Annotated in this window: 17 protein-coding genes and 2 pseudogenes; 8 read left to right on the top strand and 11 right to left on the bottom strand. The window is 62.6% G+C overall.

Annotated elements, in window-relative coordinates; translation table 11 throughout:
* Positions 1 to 388: 388 nt before the first annotated feature.
* From ABIE00_RS04130 to ABIE00_RS04100, 7 genes are all read left to right on the top strand, one after another.
* Positions 389 to 1630, top strand: coding sequence for a glycosyltransferase family 4 protein (locus ABIE00_RS04130; RefSeq protein WP_354257089.1), 1242 nt, complete (start codon positions 389 to 391; stop codon positions 1628 to 1630).
* A gap of 57 nt (positions 1631 to 1687) precedes the next feature.
* Positions 1688 to 2716: a GDP-mannose 4,6-dehydratase gene (gene gmd, locus ABIE00_RS04125; protein WP_354257086.1), complete on the top strand. Its 1029-nt coding sequence runs from the start codon at positions 1688 to 1690 to the stop codon at positions 2714 to 2716.
* Positions 2716 to 3690 (top strand): GDP-L-fucose synthase family protein, encoded by a 975-nt coding sequence (locus ABIE00_RS04120; RefSeq protein ID WP_354257083.1) that lies wholly within the window; start codon positions 2716 to 2718, stop codon positions 3688 to 3690. Before gmd ends, ABIE00_RS04120 begins: the two co-directional genes overlap by 1 nt.
* Positions 3691 to 3750: 60 nt before the next feature.
* On the top strand, positions 3751 to 5187 hold the full coding sequence (locus ABIE00_RS04115; protein WP_354257080.1) for a sugar transferase: 1437 nt from the start codon (positions 3751 to 3753) through the stop codon (positions 5185 to 5187).
* A 45-nt stretch (positions 5188 to 5232) separates the two neighbouring features.
* On the top strand, positions 5233 to 6546 hold the full coding sequence (locus tag ABIE00_RS04110; RefSeq protein ID WP_354257077.1) for a UDP-glucose dehydrogenase family protein: 1314 nt from the start codon (positions 5233 to 5235) through the stop codon (positions 6544 to 6546).
* 251 nt (positions 6547 to 6797) lie between these two features.
* On the top strand, positions 6798 to 8414 hold the full coding sequence (locus ABIE00_RS04105; protein WP_354257074.1) for a DUF4012 domain-containing protein: 1617 nt from the start codon (positions 6798 to 6800) through the stop codon (positions 8412 to 8414).
* Positions 8415 to 8584: 170 nt separating this feature from the next.
* Positions 8585 to 9202, top strand: a complete 618-nt coding sequence (locus ABIE00_RS04100) for an LPXTG cell wall anchor domain-containing protein (RefSeq protein ID WP_354257071.1) — start codon at positions 8585 to 8587, stop codon at positions 9200 to 9202.
* 186 nt (positions 9203 to 9388) lie between these two features.
* Here ABIE00_RS04100 and ABIE00_RS04095 read toward each other — a convergent pair whose 3' ends face one another.
* The 3 genes and pseudogenes from ABIE00_RS04095 to galU form a co-directional block, all read right to left on the bottom strand.
* Positions 9389 to 10135 carry an ATP-binding protein gene (locus ABIE00_RS04095; protein WP_354257068.1) on the bottom strand — a complete coding sequence of 249 codons (747 nt, stop codon included), beginning with the start codon at positions 10133 to 10135 and terminating at the stop codon, positions 9389 to 9391.
* Positions 10132 to 11699 (bottom strand): annotated as a pseudogene (gene istA, locus ABIE00_RS04090) (IS21 family transposase). The gene ABIE00_RS04095 and the pseudogene istA overlap by 4 nt, the downstream one beginning before the upstream one ends.
* Before the next feature lie 241 nt (positions 11700 to 11940).
* Positions 11941 to 12825, bottom strand: a complete 885-nt coding sequence (galU, locus tag ABIE00_RS04085) for a UTP--glucose-1-phosphate uridylyltransferase GalU (RefSeq protein WP_354257066.1) — start codon at positions 12823 to 12825, stop codon at positions 11941 to 11943.
* A gap of 86 nt (positions 12826 to 12911) precedes the next feature.
* Here galU and ABIE00_RS04080 point away from each other — a divergent pair, with 86 nt between their 5' ends.
* Complete coding sequence (locus ABIE00_RS04080; RefSeq protein ID WP_354257063.1) at positions 12912 to 13391, top strand: VanZ family protein; 480 nt, start codon at positions 12912 to 12914, stop codon at positions 13389 to 13391.
* On the opposite strand, the gene ABIE00_RS04075 is transcribed toward ABIE00_RS04080, so the two are convergent.
* The 8 genes and pseudogenes from ABIE00_RS04075 to ABIE00_RS04040 form a co-directional block, all read right to left on the bottom strand.
* A complete protein-coding gene (locus ABIE00_RS04075) occupies positions 13388 to 14167 on the bottom strand; it encodes an enoyl-CoA hydratase/isomerase family protein (protein ID WP_354257060.1) in 780 nt (259 codons plus the stop codon). The genes ABIE00_RS04080 and ABIE00_RS04075 overlap by 4 nt on opposite strands.
* Positions 14168 to 14267: 100 nt before the next feature.
* Entirely contained in the window at positions 14268 to 15494 is a 1227-nt protein-coding gene (paaE, locus tag ABIE00_RS04070) for a 1,2-phenylacetyl-CoA epoxidase subunit PaaE (protein ID WP_354257057.1), read from the bottom strand.
* A gap of 10 nt (positions 15495 to 15504) precedes the next feature.
* A pseudogene (gene paaD / locus ABIE00_RS04065) lies at positions 15505 to 16054 on the bottom strand (1,2-phenylacetyl-CoA epoxidase subunit PaaD).
* The gene (gene paaC / locus ABIE00_RS04060; protein ID WP_354257054.1) at positions 16051 to 16965 is read right to left on the bottom strand and encodes a 1,2-phenylacetyl-CoA epoxidase subunit PaaC; all 915 of its coding nucleotides are present in this window, start codon (positions 16963 to 16965) and stop codon (positions 16051 to 16053) included. Before paaC ends, paaD begins: the two are co-directional and overlap by 4 nt.
* Positions 16962 to 17354 carry a 1,2-phenylacetyl-CoA epoxidase subunit PaaB gene (gene paaB, locus ABIE00_RS04055; RefSeq protein WP_354263265.1) on the bottom strand — a complete coding sequence of 131 codons (393 nt, stop codon included), beginning with the start codon at positions 17352 to 17354 and terminating at the stop codon, positions 16962 to 16964. The genes paaC and paaB overlap by 4 nt, the downstream gene beginning before the upstream one ends.
* A 53-nt stretch (positions 17355 to 17407) precedes the next feature.
* Complete coding sequence (gene paaA / locus ABIE00_RS04050) at positions 17408 to 18424, bottom strand: 1,2-phenylacetyl-CoA epoxidase subunit PaaA (RefSeq protein ID WP_354257051.1); 1017 nt, start codon at positions 18422 to 18424, stop codon at positions 17408 to 17410.
* Positions 18425 to 19060: 636 nt separating this feature from the next.
* Positions 19061 to 19348, bottom strand: a complete 288-nt coding sequence (locus tag ABIE00_RS04045; protein ID WP_354257048.1) for a hypothetical protein — start codon at positions 19346 to 19348, stop codon at positions 19061 to 19063.
* A gap of 62 nt (positions 19349 to 19410) precedes the next feature.
* Positions 19411 to 20877, bottom strand: a complete 1467-nt coding sequence (locus ABIE00_RS04040; protein ID WP_354257045.1) for an amidase — start codon at positions 20875 to 20877, stop codon at positions 19411 to 19413.
* Positions 20878 to 21279 lie beyond the last annotated feature (402 nt).

Here is a 21279-nt window from a genome sequence, read left to right as displayed (position 1 = left end):
TGTCCGATGTAAACCTCATCCTGATTGTGTATCCAGACGCCCTCGCCGATCCAAGCCCGGTCGCCGATCCTCAACTTCCATGGAAATTTCACGCGGGTTCGAGGACGGAATACCACGTCTCTTCCGATGTCCGCACCGAACCATCGGAGGGCCCGCACCCTGAGGGAGGACGAAATCTGCCACGGGTTTGTTACAAACAACAGTTCGACGGCCGCCCAAAGATACACCGAGCCTGTACGACGACCCCAAGCTGCTCGCTCACCCGGAGCTTTGGAGAGATCAATGACCGGTACCGTCTGATGCTCGTCCCTGTCCACGCCCACTTTTGATTCTGGCACAGCATGCCCCCATAAATATGCCTTGTTGGATAGGACTTATTATTGCACCTGTGAACCAGCAACTACGCATAGCCATCATTGGCCTGAACTACACACCCGAGCCAACCGGTAACGCGCCCTACACCGCCCGACTTGCGGAAGCGTTAGTTTCGGCTGGCCACACTGTCCGCGTGATTACCGGCTACCCCCACTACCCAGAGTGGCGAATCAACTCTGAGTACAAGGGATGGAAGCGACACGAAGTCATCAACGGTGTCGAAGTCAGGCGCCTTCGTCACTTCGTTCCTAAGAAACCCCAGACACTTCCGCGCATGCACATGGAACTGAGCTTTGGGGTGCGAGCGGTCCTTGCGAACTGGAACAACCCAGACGTCATAGTAGTGGTCAGCCCGGCCCTTTTCTCGAGTGCTCTAGCTATCACGCGTGGCCGACTGAGCCGGCGACGACCAGCCATCGCTGCGTGGGTGCAGGATATCTACAGCCGCGGAGTTGTCGAGACACAGACTGGCTCAAAACTAGCCGCCACAGGGATGGCAAGAGTCGAATCACTGATATTGCGAGCGACCGACGGTGTCGTGGCAATTCACGAGCGATTTCAGGACTATCTGGTGACGAAACTCGGAGTAGAGCGAGCCCGTACTCGCGTCATAAGAAATTGGACCCATCTACCGGAGTCGCCCACCGCCGGCCTGGAAGAAATGCGCGAAAAGCTCGGATGGTCCCGTCACGACATCGTAGTTCTCCACGCCGGCAACATGGGAAAGAAGCAGGGGCTCGAGAACGTCGTTCAGGCTGCCCGCCTTGCCCAGGACCACAGAAGTTCGGTGCGGTTTGTGCTTATGGGCGACGGAAACCAACGAAAATTCCTAGAATCCATTTCCCTGGACATCCGCAACTTAGACTTTGTCGATCCCCTTCCGGGAGATGATTTTCAGGTAGCACTGGCCGCCGCTGACATCCTCCTCGTCAATGAACTGCCTGGGGTCCGTGACATGGCCGTGCCCAGCAAATTGACTTCCTATTTCAATGCGGGTGTTCCTGTCATCGCAGCGACGGACGAAGGAAGCGTGACGGCTGCAGAAATTACAACCTCAGGCGGTGGCATCCGGGTTGATGCGGCCGCCCCTGAGTCATTACTAAATGCCGCCGAGGAACTAGGGTCGCGGCCGGAATTGGCCCGAGCCCTCGGCAAAAGTGGGCTTCAGTTCAGGCAGGAAACATTGTCGGAAGCATCGGCGATCGCCCAGTATGATGAGTTCATCATGAGTCTGGCATCGTCGCGCGGTCGATAGGCCGGGCGATTCTTATTCTCTGGCAACACGCCAAACTTTTCGCTACACGGGGGCACTATGACCAAGCGCGCACTGATCACCGGCATAACTGGACAAGACGGGTCATACTTGGCCGAACTCTTGCTTGCAAAGGGCTATGAGGTTCATGGGTTGATACGCCGAGCTTCAACGTTCAACACGGCACGAGTAGATCATTTGTATGTTGATCCACACGACCCGAAGGCCAAACTCTTCCTTCACTATGGCGATTTGAGTGACGGTGCGCGACTAGTAACGCTACTCGCCGAGATCAAGCCGGACGAGGTTTACAACCTTGCGGCACAGTCTCATGTTCGGGTTTCGTTTGATGAACCGGAACACACCGCGGACACGACGGGTGTCGGAACAATCCGGCTCTTGGAGGCAGTTCGCTTGTCCGGAATCGAAACGAAGTTCTACCAGGCATCCTCTTCTGAAATGTTTGGTGCTACGCCCCCTCCTCAGAACGAGGACACGCCGTTCTACCCGCGGTCTCCTTACGGTGCAGCCAAGGTGTACAGCTATTGGATCACCAAGAACTACCGTGAGGCTTACGGGATGTTTGCGGTGAACGGAATCCTCTTCAACCACGAATCCCCCCGCCGTGGTGAAACGTTCGTGACGCGCAAGATCACTCGCGCTGTTGCCGCCATTAAGGCTGGAAAACAGGATCTGCTCTACATGGGCAATCTGGATGCAGTACGTGACTGGGGTTACGCGGCCGAGTATGTCGAAGGCATGTGGCGAATGCTCCAAGCTGACGAACCGGACGACTTTGTCCTCGCGACGGGTGGCAATTACACGGTGCGTGACTTCCTCCAGATTTCCTTTGAACATGCCGGGTTGAACTGGGAAGATCATGTACGTTTCGACGAGCGCTACCTCCGGCCTACCGAAGTAGACGCGCTTGTAGGCGACGCTTCCAAGGCGCAGGAAAAACTCGGTTGGAAGGCATCGGTCCATACGCCAGAACTTGCGCGCATCATGGTGGACGCTGACATCGAGGCTTTGAAGCATGCCGGCAACCACTGGATCGACACCGTCGGCCTGGATAGCTGGAAGAACTGATGGCGCCACATTTGGACTTCGTGCCGACGCTACTTGATCGTTCGGCGACCTTCTACGTTGCGGGTCACCGGGGCTTGGTTGGCTCGGCAATCTGGCGAAACCTTCAGAATGAAGGCTTCACCAACCTTGTGGGACGCACATCAGCGGAACTCGATCTGAAGAATCGTGACGCCGTATTCGCATTCTTTTCAGAGAGCAAGCCGCGCTACGTCGTACTTGCTGCCGCCAAGGTGGGTGGCATCCTGGCGAATAACACGTACCCCGTCGATTTTCTGAGCGACAACCTCCGCATCCAGGTGAATGTGCTCGATGCGGCCCGTGAGCACGGTGTAGAACGCCTGCTCTTCCTCGGATCGTCATGCATATACCCCAAACTTGCTGAGCAACCGATCCGTGAAGACTCGCTGCTCACGGGGCATCTTGAGCCCACCAATGACGCTTATGCGATAGCAAAAATCGCCGGAATCATGCAGATTCAGGCGATCCGCCGACAGTACGGTCTTCCGTGGATATCGGCGATGCCGACTAATCTTTACGGCCCGGGCGACAATTTCTCACCGAATGGGTCGCACGTCCTTCCTGCCCTGATCCGGCGTTACGACGAAGCGGCCCGCGCGGGAGCAGAAACCGTTACCAACTGGGGTACAGGATCTCCGCGGCGAGAGTTCCTCCATGTTGATGACATGGCCGCGGCCTGCCTCCACCTTCTGGAGAACTATGACGGGCCTTCACAGGTCAACGTTGGGACCGGCGCTGACATCACCATCAAGGAGCTCGCATCCATGGTTGCAGAAGCCGTCGGATATCAAGGCGACATCCAATGGGATGCCTCCAAGCCTGACGGGACGCCGCGTAAGCTGCTTGACGTATCTGCGCTGACAAAGGCTGGCTGGTCGGCTTCCATTGAACTTCGAGAAGGAATTCAAACAACAGTCGAATGGTATCGGGAAAACCTCGCGACTATACGGGGTTAGACCAAGTTGTTCATGACGCCGGACTCTCGGTGAATTCGCTTTAAATCTGGGGGAAACTTGATGCCTGCGGGCGCTGATTGGCGTACACGATCTTCTCGCCTCCTGGGCGTCGTTGATGCGTTCGTCGTCATTTGGGCAGTGGTCGGCGCGTACATCATCCGGTTCGGCCTTGAACCGGATTTTGTAGTAGCCGGTCAGGAATTTACGTACGCCTGGCTGTCCGTGGCACTAGCCGTCGTCTGGTGGCTGATGCTCGGTGCTTGGAACAGCCGGCAAACACGCGTACTCGGCGCCGGGCCGGACGAATATAAACGCGTTGCTGCCGCTTCGCTCTGGTTGTTCGGCTTGATCGCCATTGTCTCCTACGTTTTTCGTGTCGACACGGCGCGGGGATATGTTGGAGTTGCGCTTCCGGTAGGGCTACTAGGCCTGCTAATAGGGCGATGGCTGATCAGGCAACACCTCAATATCAATCGCAAGCGAGGTCACAGTATGTCTCGGCTGCTTCTGCTCGGGGGGCCAAGTGCTGTCGCGCACTTGGCATCTTCCCTCGAGACGGCCAAGCACGCCGGATATCTCCCCATAGCTGCCTATGTCCCGGGAGCCCCGGAAGGGCGGGGTCTGGAGCTGGAGTGTGGGCTTCCCGTGCTCGGCCACAGGCCTGACGCAGGATCTATTATTGAGGCCATCGAATCTTGCGGCGCCGACGCAGTTGCCGTTTCCGCAGGTGTGCAGCTCCATCCGCAAACGCTGAGGCATCTGGGCTGGGAGCTGGCTTCACGCAACGTGGGACTCATCATGGCGCCTGCCCTCACCGACATAGCAGGGCCAAGGATCCATACACAGCAGGTTGCCGGCCTTCCACTGATTCATGTAACGACTCCAACACTCGAGGGTGGGCAACGAGTAGCCAAGCGACTGTTCGACATCGTGGTCTCAGGTACTTTGATAGTTCTGACGGCACCAATCATGATGATCGTCGCCCTAGCGGTCGCAACTGAAAGCCGGGGACCTGTATTTTTTAGACAGATACGGGTGGGCATCGAAGGAACGCACTTCAACATGCTCAAGTTCCGCTCGATGGTAGTCGATGCAGAAGAAAAGCTTGCCGAACTGTCACACCGCAACGAGGGCAGCGGAATCCTTTTCAAAATCAAGAACGACCCTCGAATCACCCGCGTCGGCCGTTTCCTACGTAAGTACAGCCTCGACGAACTTCCACAGTTATTCAACATCTTGGCGGGCTCTATGAGCCTTGTCGGACCGCGACCTCCTCTTCCCCGCGAAGTCGAAGCCTACGAGCAGGATGTACGCCGAAGACTGCTCGTGAAGCCTGGTCTGACCGGTCTCTGGCAAGTAAGCGGCCGTTCGAATCTCTCGTGGCAGGATTCTGTACGTCTCGATCTGTACTACGTGGAGAACTGGTCAATGGCCGGGGACCTGATCATCATATTGCGGACCGTCCGCGCTGTATTTCACAGCACCGGCGCCTACTAACGTCCCCTTGCGGACAACGGCCCTCTTGGGGAAGGAAATATCATCATGCGCATTTCAGTGATTGGTTGCGGATACCTCGGTGCCGTCCATGCTGCCTGCATGGCCAAGCTCGGACATGACGTTGTGGGCATCGACGTCGACGAGCGAAAGATCCTCGAACTCTCGGCAGCCCGCGCGCCCTTTTATGAACCAGGGCTGGAGGAGCTTCTTCGAGATGTCCAGGCGACGGGCAGGCTAACGTTTACAACCGATGTGTCCGCCGCAGAGGGCAGCCAGGTTCACTTTATCTGCGTCGGCACTCCCCAGAAGAAGGGCGAAAACGGCGCTGACATGACGTATGTCGATGCTGCGGCCACCGCATTGCTGCCGCATTTGTCTCCCGGAGACGTCGTGGTGGGCAAGTCCACCGTTCCTGTGGGCACGGCTGCTCGTCTCGCACGGCTCGTGCAGCAAGTGGAACCCACTTCACACCTCGTGTGGAATCCGGAATTTCTCCGCGAAGGCCACGCCGTCGCCGACACTCTGCAGCCTGACCGGTTCGTCTATGGAGTTCTAGACGGCTCTGAGGACCATCCCGCCGTCGCAGTATTGGACGGAGTTTACGCTTCGCCGCTGGCAAGCGGTACTCCGCGACTCGTTATGGACCATCCCACTGCCGAGCTCGTTAAGACCGCGGCGAACTCCTTTCTGGCCACAAAAATTTCGTTTATTAATGCCATGGCTGAGGTCTGCGAGGCCTCTGGAGCGGACGTCACCCTCCTGGCCGACGCTATCGGCGCGGACGACCGGATCGGAAGGAAATTCCTTCACGCAGGAATCGGCTTTGGAGGTGGCTGCCTCCCGAAGGACATCCGAGCGTTCATGGCTCGCGCAGGAGAACTCGGTGCCGATCAAGCGCTGACCTTCCTGCGCGAAGTTGATGCCATCAACATGCGCCGTAGAACGCGAGTCGTAGAACTTACACGCGAGCTTTGTGACGGAACACTGTTGGGGAAGAGAATCACCGTCCTTGGCGCCGCATTCAAGCCTGACAGCGACGATGTCAGGGATTCACCAGCACTCAGCATCGCCGCACAGCTCCAACTTCAGGGAGCAGTGGTTCAGGTGACAGATCCGAAAGCGCTAGAGAACGCTGCCAAGCGGTTTCCAGAGCTGCAATTTGAGCCGGACATGTTCGAGGCGATCGCCAAAGCCGATGCTTTGCTTCTTTTAACCGAATGGGAACAGTATCGGACCCTCGATCCTTTTGCTCTTTTCAGTCGCATGGGATCGCCGCGCATCCTGGACGGACGAAACGTTCTGGATCCAGAGAAATGGCGGGCGGCCGGTTGGACCTACCGTGGACTAGGGCGGGCATAGACGTGTCGGATTCACAGGAGGCCGCTTCGGGTTCAGCCGGCATGATCAACGCCAGCCGTTCAAAGCCTCGGAGGCGGCTTCTGCTTGTAGTCGCTTGTGTGGGCGGCCTAGCGGTAGTGGCTTTAGCTGCTGCCGCATGGCTCGGATTCACGGCAACAGCCATCAGTACGGAGTTGAATGCTGCCAACGTCTTGGTCCCAAAGCTCCGGAACGACGTTCTCCGTGACGACGCAAAGGTGGCAGAGACAAGAGTGGCAGAGCTCCAGGAGCATACCTCTAGGGCACGGGACGCGGCCACCGACCCGCTATGGACGGTGGCCGGGGCGATGCCCTGGTTTGGTGCCAACTTCCGGGCAACTAGTGAAATCGCAACATCGGCTGACGACGTAGCCCGACTGGGCGCCGCCCCGTTGGTGGACACCTTCAAGACGCTTGACTGGAAATCCCTCTTGCCGAGCGAGCAGGGACTCGATCTCGAACCGCTAGCCGCGGCACAGCCCAAACTCGCTTCGGCCGCTCAAGCTGTGCGCCAATCCTCAAACCGGCTAAACGGCATCAATGCGGACGCGCTGATGCCACAAATCTCGACACCACTCATCAAGGCCCGCGAACAGCTAAGTTCATTGCGGGAAGGCCTCGACTCCGCCGCGGACGCCGCAAGTGTCCTGCCGGCCATGTTGGGCGACCAATCTCCGCGACGTTACCTCTTGCTCATACAGAACAATGCTGAAGCACGGGCCACTGGGGGAATTCCGGGTGCGCTAGCTGTTCTGCATGTCGAGAAAGGAAAGCTCTCTCTGGATTCGCAAACCAGTGCGGGCGCTATGGGTGCCTTCAATCCTGTGGTGAAAGTAGATCCCGAGCAGAGTGAGATCTACTCACGGCGCCTGGGCAAGTTCATGCAAGACGTCAACCTCACCCCCGACTTTCCGTCGGCTGCCCAGACTGCACATGCGATGTGGAGGTCGAAGACTGGCGAGCAGTTAGACGGCGTTCTGTCGATAGACCCCGTCGCACTCAGCTACATATTGGATGCCACGGGCCCCGTACGCGTCAACGATCCCAGTCTCCAAGAAGCCAGTCATGGCGGTCTGCCCACGGAACTCACATCAAGGAATGTGGTTCCAACCTTACTTTCTGACGTTTATTCAAAAATCTCAGATCCCGGGCAGCAGGACGTTTACTTCGCGGGTGTTGCGCGGGAAGTTTTTACAACTATTGCAGCCGGTGGCGGCGATACTAAGAAGCTTATTGATGGAATAACTCGCGGAGCTTCCGAGGGCAGAGTTCTTCTGTGGTCGTCCAATGCCAACGAGGAGGCTGTCATCTCCGGATACCCACTTGGCGGCTCTATTACCGGAACTAGCATCTCCCCTGCGCAGTTCGGCGTTTACTTCAACGATGGCACGGGCGCAAAAATGGACTACTACGTGAAGCGCACTGTGCAGCTCATCGAGGAGTGCCCCGCTAACGGTTACTCCGAGGTCAAGGTCCGGATTATAAGCACCAATACCGCACCGAAGGACGCCGCGACTTCGCTTCCCGAGTATGTAACGGGCGCTGGCGCATTCGGCGTTCCGGCAGGCAGTGTGCAGACGAATGTCATCGCGTACGGACCTGTTCAATCAAATGTGGAGTCAGCGTTCGTGGCAGGTGAGAAAACGGGTTTTTCGTCCTATCGGCATAGCGGTCGCCCGGTGGGTAGCGTCACAATCCGCCTTGCCCCGGGCGAGAGCAGAACCGTTGACTTCACGTTCGGCAAGATCGTTCAGCACACGGAGCCAAAACTGTCCGTAACGCCAACAGTTCAGGAGTTGAAGGACGTAGTTTTGGATACGATCCCAGCAAAATGCGCGCCGGCTGCGTAGCCAGCTCATTAACAGCATGTAAAGTGTGTGGATTGACTTTGGAGACACCCTTGTCAGGATGGTAATCTCTCCATGGGTAAAACCACGAGATTCGCCCCACGGTCACATGGGGATGGGGAATCTCCACAACGTATGTGACATCCGTGTTGAAAAGGTCTCAGGGGGACAAATTGAAGAAGTCTATCGCTGCGCTCGCGCTAGCAGGAACTATCGTACTGACGGGCACTGCGCCTGCCATGGCTGTTAATAACAACAACTACCCGGCACCGCCCGCCAACGCTGCCGTTTCTGACGGAGTCGTTGGCCCGGGTGAAACCTTCACCTTCTCCGGTCGGGGCTTCCTGGCGGGCGAGCGGCTCATCATCCGCGTCACACCCGGCGCCCGACCGGCATCCACCGGAGCAAGCATCGCTGGCGGAGCCAGCCGCTCGGTGCCGAGCAAGATCGACGTCGTGGCAGCCGTCGCCCAGGAATTCAGCACCACAGCTGACTCCAACGGCGCGTTCGCTATTCAGCTGACCATCGACGAACCTGGCGTTTACACGCTGACCGCAACGGGCGTTACTTCCGGCAGGGTTGCAAGCCAGACAATCACTGTCGAAGGTGCAGCAGCTGACCTGTCCAACACCGGCGCCAACAATGGTGCCAACGCGGGTGCGGGCCTGGCCAACACCGGCGCTGACTCCAGCCTGGTTCTGTGGTCGCTGGTCGGTGCAGGTGCACTCGCCGCCGGCGCTGCTTCGGTGGTCGTCGTTCGCCGCCGCGCTAACGCTGAGGCATCTGCCTAAGCACTGAGCTCCTCACAAAAGAAGTGGGTCCTTCCGGATTTCCGGAACGACCCACTTCTTGTTTGCGAACAGTTGAGTATTTGAAGGTTTGAAAGCCACCCGATCTTGCCTTTCGGGGCCAGCGATATTGCCGGTGGGGGCCAGCGGCCGAGGGTATGGGGGCCACCGACTCCCACCGGCGTTTTCTCATTGAGTCATAGTGGCGTGTTCACGCATGTTGTGGTTGCCGGTATCGACCCAGATGGTGTTGTGCACGATGCGGTCCATGATCGCATCGGCGTGGACCCCAGAGCCGAGCCGCTGGTGCCAGTCTTTCTTGGCGTACTGCGTGCAGAACACCGTCGAAGCCGTGTCGTACCGGCGCTCGAGCAGCTCCAGCAGCATGCTGCGCATGCCCTCGTCGGGGTGGTCGAGAAGCCATTCGTCGATCACCAGCAGGGTGAAGGCCGCGTACTTCTTCAGGAACTTCGTTGCCCCCAGAGGCTTGTCCTTCGCCAGCGCCCAGGCCTCTTCCAGGTCGGGCATGCGGACGTAGTGGGCCCGGATGCGGTGCTGGCAGGCCTGTTTGGCCAGAGCGCATCCGAGGTAGGACTTCCCGGATCCGGTGAACCCCTGAAAGACGACGTTTTGCTGCCGTTCGATGAACGAGCAGGTGCCGAGCTGGGCGATCAGGTTCCGATCCAGGCCTCGTTCGTCCATGAGGTCGAGCCGGTGCAGGTCCGCGCCAGGGTAGCGTAGCCCAGCCCGCCGGATCAGGCCCTCGACCTTGGCGTGGTTGAACCCGGAGTGGGCCTCGTCGACGATCAGCCGGAGCCGCTCTTCGAAGGCCATGCCGAGCACGAGCGTCTCGTCCTGGGCCTCGAGCGCGTCCAGCATCGGGGCGGCGCCCATCTCACGGAGCTTGCGTTTGGTTTCGGTATCGATCCGGCTCATTTGGCGCCGCCTGCGTAGTATTCGGCGCCGCGCACGTAGCCGCCGTGTTCGACTGGTTCATCCCTTGGTGGCCTGAGCCCGGCGGCTTTGTCCTGCTCTGTGGCAAGGATCGGCTGCAGGTGCGCATACCGCGGGGACCGCACGCGGCCTGCCAACGCGAGCCGGCAGGCCGCCTCGACCCGGTCGGCCGAGTAGCGTCGGGAGAGGCGCAGCACGGCCAGCGCTGCGTCCAGGCCCTGCTCGTCGACCGGGACGGACTCGAAGATCCGGTTGACCACGGTCACCGCTGCCGGACCGACCCGTCCGGCCCATTCCCGAGCGCGGGGCGGGTCCCATTGCCGGTATTTCTCGCCGGCGGGCAGGTCGGCGTCGTTGGTGCGGTACTCGTTGGCCGCGCCCTCGGGCAGCAGCAGGTGACTGGTGAGCCGTTCGGTGCCCCTGTAAGCCTGCAGCACCCGATCGGTGATCCGCAGGTCCACCGTGGTGCCGATATTGGCAAAGGGCACGGAGTAGTAGTTCCTCTCCCAGACCACGTGCCCGTTCCGGCCCACCCGGCGTCCGTAGACCCACCGACTGATCTCGTAGGCGGCTGCCGGCAACCCCGTCAGCAGGGGCTGCTCCTCGGCTGCGAACACACTGGCCCTGGACCCTGGCCGCTTCTGGAACGGCTCCGCATTGTAGGCCGCCACCCGCTCGATGATGGCGGCCCGAAGCTCCGGCAACGAGGTGAAATGTTGCCGGCGCAGCCCGGCGATGATCCAGGTAGCCACGTGGGCGACCGTGTTTTCCACGCTCGCCTTATCCTTCGGTGCTCGGATACGGCCCGGGCAGCACCGCCGCCGAATAGTGCGCGGCCATCTCCCGGTAGGCGTCATTGAGGACGACCTCGCCCTCGCGGGGATGCTTGATGACACCGGTCTTCAGATTGTCCGGCACGATCCGCGGCACCGAACCGGTAAAGGCCTCGAACATCGCCACGTGGGCGCGCAACCAGGTGTCCTGCTTCATGTTCAGGGCGGGTTCGACGAACGCGTACCGGCTGAAAGGCAGGCATGCCACAAACAAGTAAACGGTCCTGGGCTTGCCCGTGGCCGGATCGGCCAACTGCATCGTCGGCCCCGACCAGTCGACCTCCACCGTCTGCGCCGCCTTATGCCCGACCCGGGACGCCACACCCGTTACCAACACATGCCGCTGGTAGGTCCGGCAGAACCGTCATAACCCATCACCGGCTCACCCGCAGAGGCGCATGAATCGGCCGGCGTACTCACCATGCAGCAGCTTCAGCGTCACCCCGACCCGGGCCATCTCCCTGTGCACCTGGTCCCAGTCCGGCTGCGCGAACACGCTTTGATGCTCACCACGCCCGGGAAACAACCGGGCATACACCTCACCCTCTGAGCTGTCGGCGATATCGTCCCACACCACACCCGCCGCGTCGGCAGCCTCCAGCACCGCCGTGATGCTCTTCCGGGACATGCCCTGCGATGCAGCGATCGCCCGGCCTGACAGGCCCTCGGCGCGCAACTGCAACACCGAGCTTCGCTCTGATCTTCCGTACCATTGATGATTACTCCTTCCGCCGTGCGCCCTATACACACGACGGAAGGAGCCTAAATCGGGATGGCCCCCAAGCACGCCACTACCGGCACCCAAGAACGCTACTGCGCACTCTGTCCGCTGGCCCCCAAACACACGACGGATGGACCCCAAAAGCGCGAATATTCAAACAGTCAAGCAGTTCGCTAAAAAATGGAAGCCCCGACAGCCGTCGGGGCTTCCATTTTTGCTGGCTGGTAAGTTCCCTATCCGTTGAATTCCTTCATCCATGCCTTCAAGTCTTCGCCGAACTCGGCACGCTCCGAAGCCAGCGTGATGACCGCCTTCAGATAACTCAGCTTGTCACCGGTGTCGTAGCGGCGGCCACGGAAGACCACGCCGTATACGCCGGAACCCTCGCCTGCGGCAAGAGTCTGCAGGGCATCTGTCAGCTGGATTTCCCCACCGCAGCCCGGCTCGGTCTTCTCGAGGACATCGAATACGGCGGGGTGAAGCACGTACCGACCGATGACTGCGAGGTTGGACGGTGCCTCGTCAACCGATGGCTTTTCCACCAGGCTGTTGACCCGGACATAGCCCTCGCCGTCGACAGCCGAGATGTCGGCACAGCCGTAGGCGCTGATTTGCGACGGCTCCACCTCGATCAGGGCAATGACCGAGCCACCGGTCTTGGCCTGGACCTCAATCATCGTGGTCAGGAGTTCGTCCCGTTCGTCGATTAGGTCATCCCCCAGCAGCACCGCAAACGGCTCCTCACCAACGTGCTGGCGCCCGCACAGGACTGCGTGGCCCAGACCCTTGGGCTCGCCCTGCCGGACGTAGTGGATGGGGCCCAGACCGGAGGCATGCTGGACGGCGTCGAGCCGAGCCTGGTCGTCCTTGAGCTCAAGGGTCCGCTCCAGAGCAGGCGCCCTGTCGAAGTGGTCCTCCAGCGCCCGCTTATTGCGGCCGGTGATCATCAGTACGTCGTTAAGGCCGGCGCTGATGGCCTCCTCAACCACGTACTGGATGGCCGGTGCGTCTACTACCGGCAGCATTTCCTTCGGCATCGCCTTGGTGGCAGGCAGGAAGCGCGTGCCAAGTCCGGCGGCCGGAATAACTGCTTTACGTACTGATTTCCCCAATGTCATGATCGAACCTTATAAATTGACTTGCAAAAAGTGAAATTTCTGGGCGCAGATTTCGGCTGAACCAGTGACTGCCGTAGCTTTTCCGTATGGGGAAATGGAGCCGGGAAGACGCTGCCGGGACGGGACGTACGCTGCTGGCCCTGTACCTCGGAGTACTCGCGTTCATTGCCTTCTGGCCCACGCCCGTTGACCGGCCAGTGGCGGGGCGCCTGCAGGCGGCGTTGTTCGCCCTTCACCGCTCCGGGCTTCCCGAGCTGATCACCTACAACTTCGTCGAATTCGCTTCGAACATCCTGCTGTTTACACCGATTGGCATGCTCGCACCTCTGGCCTTCCCGGCGTTTCATCGGGGACGGATCGTGCTCAGCGCATTCCTGGCTTCGTGTTGCATGGAACTGGGACAGAAGCTGTTCCTGCACGACCGGTTTCCCAGCGCGATGGACATCGTGGCTAATACGGCGGGGGCGATGCTGGGGGTTTGGGTTTTGGGCGTGGTTGAGCAGTGGTTTCGAAAGGCTCAACCAGCGCTGCCCCCTAAGCCAGCCCGGCCTCCGAAGATCGGTTAGCCCTTAAACTGGGGCTCGCGCTTTTCTTGGAACGCCTTGAAGCCTTCTGCATAGTCTTCTGTCTTGCAGAGGCGCGCCTGTTCGGCGTTCTCCTCCTGCATCGAGGCCCAGAGGCCCAGGCGCTGGTCCCGGATGTGCGCAACCAGCTCCTTGCTGGCCTTGAACGCGCCGGTCGCCCCTGTAGCTACCCTCGCCACGATGACACGCGTTGAGTCCAGCAGCTCGTCCGCCGGCAGAGCCCTACTAAACATCCCCTGCGCCACGGCCTCCGCGCCGGAGATCAGCTCGGCCGTGTAGATCAGGTCCAGGGTGCGGTGCATGCCGAGCCGCTCGGTGAAGTACCAGTGCCCGCCCGAATCCAGCGTGGCGCCCAGCTTGGCGAACGGCGAGCCGAACTTCGCGTTCGCCGCAACGTACACCACGTCCGTGGCCAGCAGCAGTCCCAGCCCCACGCCCAGGCACGCACCCTGGGCGGCGGCGAACGTGGGCGCCGGGAACGAGCTCATCTTCTGCAGCAGCGGCTGCACCAGCCCGCCCAAGTAGGCCTCGGCGTCGTCGTTCTCCGGCGTGACGCCGGCAATGTCCCGGCCGGCGCAGAAGGCGCGTCCCTCTCCCCTGAGCAGCAGCGCCCGCACCTCGCCGCGCGAGGCGGCGGCAGCGGCGGCGTCGTACGCCTGGGACAAGTCCGCCAGCGCCTGCTCGTCCAGCGAGTTCAGCTTCTGCGGGGCGTTCAGGACCACTTCGGCGACGCCGTCGACAATGGAAAGGGAAATCATGGCTGCTCCTTTGAGACCGTCCCCACCCGCACCCTAACCTCGCAAGCTCGGTCAGGGAACCCTGCGGGCGTGGGCCCGATTTATAAAAAGATTTATAGGACTAGACGTCGAAGTCGACGGAGACTTCCTTGCTGGTGGGGTGGGACTGGCAGGTCAGGACGTAGCCCTTGTCCAGCTCATCCTGCTCCAGCGCGTAGTTTTCGTCCATGGTCACGGTGCCGGTGACCACCTTGGCGCGGCAGGTGCCGCACACTCCCCCGGCGCACGCGAACGGCACGTCCGGGCGGACCCGCAGCGCGGCGTTGAGGATGGACTCGCGGGCGTGCGTGGGGCTGGCCACCTCGCCCTGCAGGCCATCCAGCTTGAACGTGATCTTGTACGTCTCCTTGGACTCGTCCTCGACGACCGGCCGGCCGGCGTTGCCCTCGGGGCGGTCCGGCTTGCCGGAGGTGAACAGCTCGAACCTCACGTGCTCCGGCTTCACGCCGCGCTCGGCCAGCGTGTCCCGGCACAGCTGCACCAGCTCGAACGGCCCGCACAGGAACCACTCGTCCACGTCGTCCGCGTGGATGGCGGTGCCCAGCAGCGCCCGCAGCTTCTCGGCGTCGATCCGCCCGCTCAGCAGCGGCGCGATCCGCTGCTCGCGGGACAGCACGTGGTGCAGCGCCAGCCGCGACGGGTACCTGTCCTTCAGGTCCGCGAGCTCCTCCAGGAACATCACGTCCATGGCGGCCTTGTTGGCGTAGATCAGGTCGAACCGGGTGTCCGGGCTGGCCGCAAGCAGCGTCCGGGCGATCGCGATCACCGGCGTGATGCCCGAGCCCGCAGCGATCGCCACGAAGTTCCCCGGCTCCCCCGCCAGATCCTCCGGATGGTTCATGGAATTCATGACGTTCTGGTCCACGGCCTGCCCGTCGCGGCCATGCTTGGACACGAACGCGCCCATGGGGCTCATGACCTCCAGCGTGTCCCCGGCCTTCAGTTCCGCGTTGGCCCACGTGGAGAACAGCCCGCCCAGGTCCTTCTTGATGGCCACCCGGATCTCGCTGCTGCCGTCCGCAAAGCTGCGCGGCTCCGCGCAGATGGAGTAGCTGCGGCGGATTTCCTTCGGCTCGCCGTTCTCATCCGGCAGCGTGGTGCGCAGGGCCACGTACTGGCCCGGCAGGTAGTCGAAGTGGCCGGCCAGTTCGGCCGGGACCGCGAAGGTCACCTCAATGGCGTCGTCGGTGAGCCGGCGCACCTCCGCGACGGTGAGGGTGTGGAAGGACGGACGACGGCGGCCGGTGGCCTCCGCCGATTCGGCGGCAGTCTGGCGGACAACAGGCATGGGAAATTCCTTACAGGACTTTGAAGTAGTCGAACGGTTCCCGGCAGTCCTGGCACACGTACAGCGCCTTGCAGGAGGTGGAACCGAAGCGGGTGAGTTCCTTGGTGTTCAGCGACGAGCACTGCGGGCACTTCACGGCAAGGCTCAGGCGGACGGGGCCGGAGTGGCCGCCTGCCGCGGCCCTGCCGGAGGGCGGGGCGATGCCGTACTCCTGCAGCTTGGCCTTGCCGGCGTCCGTCATCCAGTCCGTGGTCCACGCCGGGCTCAGTACCAGCTCCACGTGCACGCTGGGATAGCCCTCCTTATGGAAGGCGGCCTTCAGGTCGTCGCGGATGGCGTCCATCGCCGGGCAGCCCGAGTACGTGGGCGTGATGGTGACCTGCACAGCGGGCAACCGTGCCGCCGTCGTCGAACAGCCTCACGCCGCGCAGGATGCCCAGGTCCTCGATGGTGAGTACCGGGATCTCCGGGTCGCAGACCGTGGCGGCGATGTCCCACGCCTTCTGCTCGGCGGAGATGCCGGTCTTGGTCTCGAAGTCCGATACGTACACGGCAGTCACCAGCTTGCTCCGGGATGCTCCCGGGCCAGGACCTGCATCTCAGCCAGGATGTAGCCCAGGTGTTCGGAGTGCTTGCCGCGGCGCCCGCCGCCCGGGGCGAACGGGACGTCCGGGACCTCCAGCTCGGCTTCCCTGAGGACCTCGCCGGTGAGGCGGTCAAAGTCCGCCTGCAGGCAGGAAGGCTCGACGGCGGCGCCGGCCTCAGCGAGGCGGGTCACCAGCTCGTCATCCTGGAAGAGTTCGCCGACGTACGGCCAGATCAGCTTGAGGCCGTGGATCATCCTTTGGCGGGACTCGTCGGTGCCCTGCGCCAGGCGGAGAATCCACTGGGCGCTGTGGTCGCGGTGGTAGTCCACCTCCTTGACGGCCTTGGCGGCAATGGCGGCCAGCGTGGCGTCGGTGGACTCGGTGAGCCGGCGGTATAGCTCGAACTGGTAGTAGCTCACCACGAACTGCCGGGCGATGGTGACGGCGAAGTCCCCGTTGGGCTGCTCGAAGAGGTGCGCCGAGCGGAACTCGTGTTCGCGGCGGAAGTAGGCGAGGTCATCCTCGGACTTCTCCCAGGCTCCCCCGGCGTAGCTGAGGAAGCTGCGGGCGTGGCCCAGCTGGTCCAGGGCGATGTTGCCCAGGGCCACGTCCTCCTCCAGCTCGGGGGCGCGGGAGATCCAGTGGCCCAGTCGCTGGGCGAGGATCAGGGCGTCATCGCCCAGGCGCAGCGCGTACTCGGCCACGTCCTCGGTGGGCTTGGCCAGGCCGGTGCGGACCTCGAGCGCGATGTCCTCCGGGCGGAGCGCGTTGCCCGGGGTGATGCGCGTGGCGCTGGCCGACCCGTCGCCGCTGGCGCCTGCACCGGCGACGCCGACGGAAATGTCGCCGTGGCCTGTGGTCTCTTGCGTCTCGGGAGTGGTCACAGGTGCTTCACTCCCTCGCTCTTGGTGTAGTACGTGGCGTGCCGGTAGTCCTTGCCCTGCGGCGATTCGAAGAACGAGCCCTTGGCGTCCGGGTCGCTCGAGGCGATGGCGTCCGCCGGGACCACCCAGATGGACACGCCTTCGTTGCGGCGGGTGTAGAGGTCGCGGGCGTTGCGCAGGGCCATGGCGGCGTCCGGCGCGTGCAGGCTGCCGGCGTGCACGTGGGACAGGCCGCGGCTGGACCGGACGAAGACCTCCCAGAGCGGCCAGGCGCTGCGGTGCAGCGGGGCCTCCTCGGCTGGGGCCGGCCGGGCCGGGACCTTGGCGGCGGAGCTTTCTACTGCTCCACCGGAGCTGGCCGGTACTTCCGGGTTGCCGTGTGGAGCCATGGCGACCGGGGTCCCCGGCCGAGCTTGCGAGGTTGGGGTGTCGACATGGAGTGTCATGCTGCGTATTCCTTCTGCTTGTTAACCTGCTTGGCCGCATAGGCGGCGGCTGCCTCGCGGACCCAGGCGCCGTCGTCGTGCGCCTGCCGGCGGCGCTCAAGCCGCTGCGAGTTGCAGGGGCCGCGGCCGGCCAGCACTTCCTTGAATTCGTTCCAGTCCAGCGGGCCGTGTTCCCACTTCTTGGTGTCCTCGTTGAAGCGGACCTCACTGTCCGGGAGGGTGAGGCCCAGGACCCGGACCTGCTCCACCATCATCCCGACGAACCGCGAGCGCAGCTCATCGTTGCTGAAGCGCTTGATGTTCCAGGCCATGGACTGCTTGGAGTTGGGGGAATCGTCGTCCGGCGGGCCGAACATCATCAGGGCCGGGGCGTACCAGCGGTTCACGGCGTCCTGGGCCATCTGCTTCTGCGCGGGCGTTCCGTTGGAGAGTTCCAGCAGGATCTCGAAGCCCTGGCGCTGGTGGAAGGACTCTTCCTTGCAGATGCGCACCATGGCCCGGCCGTAGGGACCGTACGACGCGCGGCACAGCGGCACCTGATTGCAGATGGCGGCGCCGTCGACGAGCCAGCCGATGGCACCCATGTCCGCCCAGGTGAGGGCCGGGTAGTTGAAGATCGAGGAGTAGCGGGCCTTGCCGGCGATGAGGTCATCCATCATCTGGTCGCGGGACTGGCCCAGGGTTTCGGCGGCGGAGTAGAGGTAGAGCCCGTGGCCGGCCTCGTCCTGGACCTTGGCCATGAGGATGGCCTTGCGCTTCAGGCTCGGGGCGCGGGAGATCCAGTTGGCCTCCGGCTGCATGCCGATGATCTCCGAGTGCGCGTGCTGCGAGATCTGGCGCAGGAGGGTCTTGCGGTAGGCGGCAGGCATCCAGTCGCGCGGCTCGATCCGGGAATCCTCGGAGATCACGCGGTCAAAATACGCCTGGCCCTCGGCCTCCAGGCCTAGGTCCCTGCTGGCTTCCTGGGGGGCTGCCGGCTGGTCAGGCACTGACTGCAGGTTCTGCGCTGCCATGGTTGCTCCTATGCATTCACGTCCGTACTCGGATTATTTACCGACCGTTCGTTCAGGATATGCGGAAGCGGCGAAGGGCGTCAAGCAACACAAAGACGACAGGCCTTAGCCTCTTCACTTCTTGCCCAGGTTCACGAACGCGAAATGCTCGATCTGTTGCCGCCGTCAGGGCAACGGACTCTTAGGTGTCCGCGAGGCGGCACTAGGCCCGTACCTGCTTGATTGAGCACAGGGAGGTGCGGCACTCCGTCGTACACCGGCGGCCCTGAGGATGATCCACAGGGCCGCCAGGCGGCGTTCGAGGCCTCCCCCAATCGGGCTGCCCCCCGGAGCCCAAAGGCTCCACAACGCACTTTTATCGTAAGGCTGCTTATTGTTGCCGTCCAGAATTCCGCGCCGTGCCCGCTGGCGCCGCCACCCGGCGTCGTATATTCTCACCGGTAATTCGTGCGGCTGCTCCTCAGCCGACGGTGACGGGGAAACCGTCGTGCTCCAGCCAACGACCGGCCTTCCGGGCTGGTTTTCGGTTTTGGAGTTTTTGCGGGGCCCGTTGACTTGCGGACCTTTTCACATGAAGCGCCGAAGCAACCTTCCGGGACCCATTGAAATGAGGCAACAGGCGCACCCGTGCTCTCCTCAGTCAGTGTGTCCCGACGGCAGGACGTAGCTCTTGACGTCGCCCAGGTGCTGGATCTCGGGGCTGGGCAGGCCGGCAGCCGCCACTAACTCCTGAAATGCCCGACCGCTGCTGAAACGGTCAAAGACCTCCCGGCTCGGGCAGGTGTCCAGGATGGCGATGCCGTCTTCCGTCTGCACACATAGATGCAGGTCCAGCTGGCCTTCCGGCAGCAGAGTCAGCATGCGGTCATGACCGGCGAGAAGCTCCGCCGGGTCCCCGCGGAAGCTGTACATTCCCAGATACATTGTGTGTCTCCTTCGCGTGGATTGCTGTGCCGGCTGCTGCACTGGATGGCTGCGGAGCGGGTTCACGGCACCGCAACCGATGGCCGTTGCCCCGCCCAGGGCCTGGCCTGTTCCAGCTGGGCGGCCAGGCGGAAGAGGGTGGCCTCGGCGCCGAAGCCGGCCAGGAAAGACATTCCGACGGGAAGCCCGGCGGAATCGGTGCCCAACGGAACGGACATTGCCGGGTTGCCCGTAATGTTGGCGTACTCGCCGTCGAACATCAGGAAGCGGCCAGCCTCACGTTCCCCGCGGAGGGGGTCCTCGGCCGTCGCCGTCAGCGTGCCCAGCGGCAATGGCGGCCAGCCGACCGTTGGCGTCAGCCACAGGTCGTAATCCTCGAAGAAACCGGCCACCCTGCGGCTAAAGCGCTGCAGCTCCTCCACGCCCTGGAGGTAATCTGCTGCGCTGACCTTCCGGCCGCGTTCGAACAGGACCTCGGTATACGGTTCGAGTTCGCCCGGTTCCGGCCCGCGCCCCTGCCGCCGCGTCCAGTACCCCTCGATCCACGCGGCTGCGGCACCGTATACGGCGCGGATAGCGCGGTGTCCGGCACGGTCCAGCGGCTCGGGGTGCGCCTCTTCGACGTCGTGGCCCAGGCTGCCCAGCAGGTCCACAGTTGCGTCGAAGGTCCGCTGGTAGTCAGGATGGACTTTCTGGCCGCCGTTAGGTACCGCCGTGGCCGCGACCCTGAGCCGTCCCGGCGCCGTCACAGTCTCGGCCACGTACGAGCGCAACTGTGGCGGAGCGCAGTAGGGGTCCCCGGGAGCCGGACCGGCGACGGCGTCCAGCAACGCCGCCGCGTCGCGGACCGTGCGGGTCAGTGCAAACTCGGCCGCGAGGCCGCCTACGACGTCACCATATTCCGGACCCAGCGGCACCCGTCCACGGGTCGGTTTAAGGCCGAACAGCCCACACCACGCCGCCGGATACCGCAGCGACCCGCCGAGGTCGTTGCCGTGCGCCATCGGCACGACCCCGGCTGCAACGGCGGCCGCCGACCCGCCGCTGGATCCGCTCGTGGAAAGGGCCAAATCCCATGGGTTGTGGGTTGCACCGTGCAGCAGTGGTTCGCAGTGCGGGCTCAAGCCGAACTCACAGGTGTTCGTCTTACCGACGATGGCCAGCCCAGCCCGGCGGAACCGCCGCGCGAGTTCCTGGTCGTGGCCTGAGACGTTCCCGGCAAGCCAACGCGAGCCTTCACAGAACGGCGTCCCGGCGATTTCCAGGGCAAGATCCTTGACCACGAACGGCACCCCCGGAAACGGAATATCGTCGGAGCCTGCGCCGTCAGGCAGTGGGTTACCGGCTGGGGCGGCGTCCGGGTTGCCGGCGCGCGCGGCGTCCAGCTCGGCGATCACGGCGTTCAGGTGGGGGTTAAGTACTCTGATGCGGTCCCGGGCCTCAGCGAGGAGTTCAGCGGCGCTGACCTGGCCGGAGCGGACCAGATCGGCCTGCTCTGTTGCATCCATCCAGCGGAGTTGTTCATCCACTGCAACCTCCCCGGGCAGGATCACGGCAGTCGCTGTCCGCGAGGATTCTACGCCCGGACCCCGTGCGTGGACAGGCCTCGGGGACATCCGTGAGGGAACGGGCTAAAGGACGGGTGAATTACCTGTTGGCTGAGCTTGGGAAAACCTTGCAGGCAACCTTCCGCCCCCTCAAACGGGGGGTCAAACAGGGCTCCGGCTCTCAGGTCGGGCACGTAATTCACAACGTGCCCGGCGCAGACTGTGTTGTGTCACTGAAGCACAGGTAGCCGCTAACCGCAGCTTCAGATCGGCGGGTCCGGGACGCATTCCCCAGCCTTGCACCGGACCCGGCGACGACTCCACCTCCCCCGCTAAGCGCGATAATCACGGACCAGCCGCGGGCCCAGTTCCGGCTGATCGGCG

This window comes from Arthrobacter sp. OAP107 (assembly GCF_040546765.1).
GTDB lineage: Bacteria > Actinomycetota > Actinomycetes > Actinomycetales > Micrococcaceae > Arthrobacter.
This window is presented reverse-complemented; position numbering and strand designations above follow the sequence as displayed.

Excerpts from the sequence above, each read along its gene's own strand:
- ABIE00_RS04120 (WP_354257083.1), top strand. The coding sequence starts at position 2,716 with ATGGCGCCACATTTGGACTTCGTGCCGACGCTACTTGATCGTTCGGCG.
- ABIE00_RS04095 (WP_354257068.1), bottom strand. The coding sequence starts at position 10,135 with ATGAGCCGGATCGATACCGAAACCAAACGCAAGCTCCGTGAGATGGGC.
- ABIE00_RS04075 (WP_354257060.1), bottom strand. The coding sequence starts at position 14,167 with ATGATTTCCCTTTCCATTGTCGACGGCGTCGCCGAAGTGGTCCTGAAC.
- ABIE00_RS04080 (WP_354257063.1), top strand. The coding sequence starts at position 12,912 with ATGGGGAAATGGAGCCGGGAAGACGCTGCCGGGACGGGACGTACGCTG.
- ABIE00_RS04115 (WP_354257080.1), top strand. The coding sequence starts at position 3,751 with ATGCCTGCGGGCGCTGATTGGCGTACACGATCTTCTCGCCTCCTGGGC.
- ABIE00_RS04045 (WP_354257048.1), bottom strand. The coding sequence starts at position 19,348 with ATGTATCTGGGAATGTACAGCTTCCGCGGGGACCCGGCGGAGCTTCTC.
- gmd (WP_354257086.1), top strand. The coding sequence starts at position 1,688 with ATGACCAAGCGCGCACTGATCACCGGCATAACTGGACAAGACGGGTCA.
- paaA (WP_354257051.1), bottom strand. The coding sequence starts at position 18,424 with ATGGCAGCGCAGAACCTGCAGTCAGTGCCTGACCAGCCGGCAGCCCCC.
- paaB (WP_354263265.1), bottom strand. The coding sequence starts at position 17,354 with ATGGCTCCACACGGCAACCCGGAAGTACCGGCCAGCTCCGGTGGAGCA.
- galU (WP_354257066.1), bottom strand. The coding sequence starts at position 12,825 with ATGACATTGGGGAAATCAGTACGTAAAGCAGTTATTCCGGCCGCCGGA.
- paaE (WP_354257057.1), bottom strand. The coding sequence starts at position 15,494 with ATGCCTGTTGTCCGCCAGACTGCCGCCGAATCGGCGGAGGCCACCGGC.
- ABIE00_RS04110 (WP_354257077.1), top strand. The coding sequence starts at position 5,233 with ATGCGCATTTCAGTGATTGGTTGCGGATACCTCGGTGCCGTCCATGCT.